The organism is uncultured Gemella sp., from assembly GCF_963519265.1.
Taxonomy (GTDB): domain Bacteria; phylum Bacillota; class Bacilli; order Staphylococcales; family Gemellaceae; genus Gemella.
In genome coordinates this window covers 1-4672 of record NZ_CAUQNQ010000096.1, presented here as the reverse complement: position 1 = coordinate 4672, position 4672 = coordinate 1, and the positions used below count along the sequence as shown (strand labels likewise).

Here is a 4672-nt window from a genome sequence, read left to right as displayed (position 1 = left end):
ATAGTTTATTAGCAACACTAGCATCATAAATTTTAGCCGGTACTGAATTATTAGCGGCTTCTTCTTTAGTAGCTTCTACAGTAGGGAAGTCTAATGCTATTGTACTCTCAGCAGATCTTTCTTCGTATATTGATCTAGTACCAGTTTTTGTTTTCTTTTTTGTTTCCACTTTGATAATAGTATCTACTTGAATTTTATCTAATAAAGAATCAGTTAAGATTTTCCCTTCTTTTAGTTTAGTAGCTGCATCAACTTCAGTAAAGTTAACCTCAGTTCCTTTGTATGTAAGTTTAGAAACTGTGAAAGGTTTGTTACGTAACATAGAGTTAGTAGAGTTCCCTTCTTTAACTTGAATAGTGTATTGATATTTGTCTCCAACTTTTTCAACTTTTACATCTTTAACAAATACATTTTCATAGGCTGAAGCAGTACCAGTTGTTCTACCGTTTAATTCCCCTTTTACAGTAACAGGGAAAGTAGTAGGTACTTTATCAGCAGATACCACATGATCAGGGAATGCTGGTTTAGCAGGTGCAGGATCTTCTCTAGGTTTCACCGGTGCAGGTGTAGGAGTGACTGGTTTTGGTTTAGCAGGCACCACTACTTCTTCGATTTTAGCTGGTCTTTCTTTATAAGCAGTTGCAGTATCATAGTATAGTTGTAATGTAACAAAGTGAGACATTAATGCTCCATTAGGATAAGGAGCGGTTCCATCTAACTGAATTTTTTCTAAAAGTTTATCAGTTGTTATAGATGCTTCGTTAATAGATGAATCAGCATTTTTAGCTAGTGTAGTAAAAGGAACGTCTTTACCTTCGTATGCTAATTTTTTCAATTCAAATGGATAGAATTCTCCACCTACATTAGCAAGACCTTTTTTGAATCTTAATGTATATTTATATTTTTCTCCAACTTTTTCAACTCTAACGTAGCTATCTAATGCAGAACCATATAGAGACTCTTCATCATTGTTGTTAGCATTTCTAAAGTGTCCTTGAACGTGAATTCCACCATCTGGGAAACCTATTTTTACCTCCCCATTAATATGTGTTTTTATAGTTCCTTTATATTCTACATCTTTATTAGGATTTTTGTATGTAGCAGCTTCGTAGTTATCTGCAGTTACTTTTGTTCTAGAAAGTGAAGTTAAGTCAAATTTTAAAGTCATTTTTTGAGTTCCGAAAGCTGGATTAATTGAAGCCATAACAGGAACAAACACTTCAGTATATGTTTCTAGTTTATTATTTGAATCGATTTTATTTTTATCCACATTATAGTTAACTGTTTTTGGATAAACAGTACGATTTGGGAATTTTTCTTTATATGCATCTACAAAGTTATCAGTTTCACTGGCACTATAATTCTCAACTATAGTTGAGTTTTTAAACTCACTATCTTGAATTTCTTTACGATTTTCATGAGTTTTATCACCATCATAGTATTTTAAATCTCCTAAGTAACCAGTAAGACCACCAAATGTGATAGGCTTAAATGAAACATTTACAGAATATTGACCATTTTTTACAATTAATTTTGTTTTATCATTGTCTATTGCAGCTGCAGCCATAGAAGGGCGACCTTCTTCATAGAATTTTAAGGCTTCAGCAGTAATCTTATATTCACCATCTTTTAAAGCTTTAACATCTTGAGCTACAGTAGCTGGCTCTTCAGCTTTTGGCGAAGTAGTTGCTGGAGCTGTAGATGATGCAGTAGCAGAGTTCGCTGCAGGAGTAGCTGTTGTTGGTGTTGGTGTTGTAGTTGGAGTAACTGCTGTAGGAGCGGTTGCTGTTGCCGGATTGCTTGCAACAACAGGTGTTTCTGCTGCATAAGCAAAGCTGTCTTGATCATATGCTTCAATAGCTGCAATTGCTGAAAATATAGCAGTTGCAGACAAAACTTTTAATAATGTTGTATTTTTCATATAAATAAGAGTCTCCTTTATTTTGTATTTAAATTAGATTTTATTGTTTTGATTAAATATTAAATCGTTATCACTATTATATTACAAAAACAAAAAAAAATAAAGAAAAAAATGATAATTAGTATCATTTAAACTCTGAAATAAGAGTTTTTTTCTCGAAAGATTCAAATATAAGTCACAATTTAGACACAAAATAAAAAAACAAATGAGTTTAGAAAATTTCTAAACTCATTTGATAATGATTATTATTTATTAGTTTTTCTACGTAATATTACTGCAGAAAGTAATGGAATTAATCCTAAAAAATCTGTAGCTGTAGTAGTCGTTCCTGTTTTTGCTAATGTTTTATTGTTTGTAGCTATATGTTTTATTTCTTGAACATTTGTTTTTGTTGCTTCTGAATATGTGTTGTTAGTTGAAGAATTTCTATTGAATTCTGGAAGTACAGATTGAACCGATGCATTATCTTTGTATGATGTAGGTGTATCAGTAGGTGTTATATTAATGTTAGAAGCAGCTTGGTTCGTTGTTACATTTTTAATAATAGTATATAAACTGAAGTGATTTGTAAAGAATGTTAATTTTCCATCCTTATAAATGCTTGGAATTTTTTCAAGGTTATTATTATTTACATAATACACCTCTAATTTTTCATTCTCATTAGCTAATAGCGCTACAGTAACGGTACGAGTTTCACCTTTCTTATCGATTTTATTTCCTTTTTCATCTTTAAAATAAAGATCAATCGTTTTTATTACTTGCATGTTTTCATCAGTATTTTTAACTAAAGATTCTACTTTAGTTGTATTCTTTTCGTCAGCTTCTACGGCTACAAATTGAGTTGCTTTAATATTAGAGTTGTTAAATGAAACACTAATGTTACTAATTTCACCCACGTTTTTCACAGTAGCTACCAAAGTATCTTTAAGAGTAGCATTATTTATAATTGCTTTAAGCTTTTCTTTTTCATCTTCTGAAATGCTGCTATCTTTCATAATACCATCGACTGTTTCAGATTTTAGTTTTTCTAGTTTTTCAATTTCCGCATTTTCTTTAGCAAGTCTCTCTGCTTCGATACGAACTTTTTCTGCATTTTCTTTGGCAAGTTTTTCTTTTTCCGCCTGAGCTTTAGCAGCCGCTTCATTTTCTAATCTTTCTTTTTCAAGACGAGCGGCTTCCTCTTTTTCTTTGGCAAGTTTTTCTTTTTCCGCCTGAGCTTTGGCAGCTGCCTCATTTTCTAATCTTTCTTTTTCAAGACGAGCGGCAGCTTCTTTTTCTTTAGCAAGTTTTTCCGCTTCAATACGAGCTTTCTCCTCGTCAGATAGTACTTCAGGTCTATTAATATTAGTAGTTATTACTAATTTAGCTTCAGGTCTAGAATTACCCATTCCATCGTTTGGCACTCTGATATCATAACTATTTTTTACTTCTTTTTCTAGTTCTACTATTAATTTTTTATCAAAATTTCCGATTTCTCCTGTTAAAGAATTTAAATCATCGTATTTATTAACTACGAAGTATTTAACTTTTTCACCATCTATTTTATTTTTGAATACATCTATTTCTAATAGGTGAGAGTGCATTGAACCGAATAGCATCGTTTTTAAATCTAAATCTAAATACGTTTTATCAGGTGTAAAAATTAATTTACCTTTGTTTGTAAATACCTGATTAGCCATTGATGTCTCAGTAGGTCTGTAGAATTTCTTAATAGAGTAGTCTATATCTTGAGTTGGATATTTATATGATAAATTGTTTAAAGATTCATACAATTCTTTTATATTATTTTGAAGTGATAAAGCGTCATTTAGAGAGTTATTTGTTTTTGAAACTAATGCTTTCAGTTCTTCTAATTTTTCTTTAGTTAATAATTGAGACAATATGTCAGAGTTTACTATATGTGTTAAATTTTCAAAATTATTCTGTAAATATTTAAGATCTGTGTTTTTTTCTGATTTTAATTTTTTAAGATTAATATCAAGATTTTCTAAATGTAATACAATGTTTGATAAACTTGCTTTTGGTCTAGCTAGAGTTTTTTTGATTTTTTCAAGTTCAGCTTCAAGATTTGCTTTTGCAGTTGAAATTGTACTTGTATCAGAGAGTATTTTTTCTATTTCGCTTACTTTATTATTCAACTCCATAATTTTTTCTTTTTTCAATATTTGAGAATCTTTTTCAGCAATAACAAAATAAGCTTCATCGCTATTTACATTAAATTCTACTCCTTTTTTAGAAGGTGTAGAAGGGATTAGACGAAGAGTTCCATTTTCGTAGATGTATACTTGCGTATTTGCGGTAGCTTCATATCCAGCTATATTAAGTGTAAATATTGGATTTTCATTAATGTTCCAACCATCTTTGTCAAGAGGAGTGAATTTAGAACCATCTTTTTTCGTTAAATCAAATTTAAAAGAATTAACTTTTGTTAGTCCTAGTTCTTGTACTTTGCTATCTAGAGTGTGATTCATGATTCTTTCGGAAACAGGAGTAGTTTTAATAGTTACATCTTCATCTAATAAGAATTTATTTTTTGATGAAAGAGTTGCAGTATATTCTTTATTATTTATGTTTAATGTTGTCTCTGCTTTGTCAAGAGTTTCTTTTTCGAATGGTAAAATATATGTTTTTGTTGCACTACTTTCTGTACCATCAATATTGAAAGATTTAACTTTAACGATAATATTTCCTCCGCTAGAAGTAATATTTGTTCCTTCGGCAAATGGATCTATATTTATATTATATGAAAAC

At 30.4% G+C, this 4672-nt stretch carries 2 pseudogenes; both read right to left on the bottom strand.

The annotated features are described in order from the left end of the window. Positions 1–1921 (bottom strand): annotated as a pseudogene (locus RWN11_RS07250) (peptidase); the annotation flags it as partial. Between the two features lie 245 nt (positions 1922–2166). Then, positions 2167–4672 (bottom strand): annotated as a pseudogene (locus RWN11_RS07245) (hypothetical protein); the annotation flags it as partial.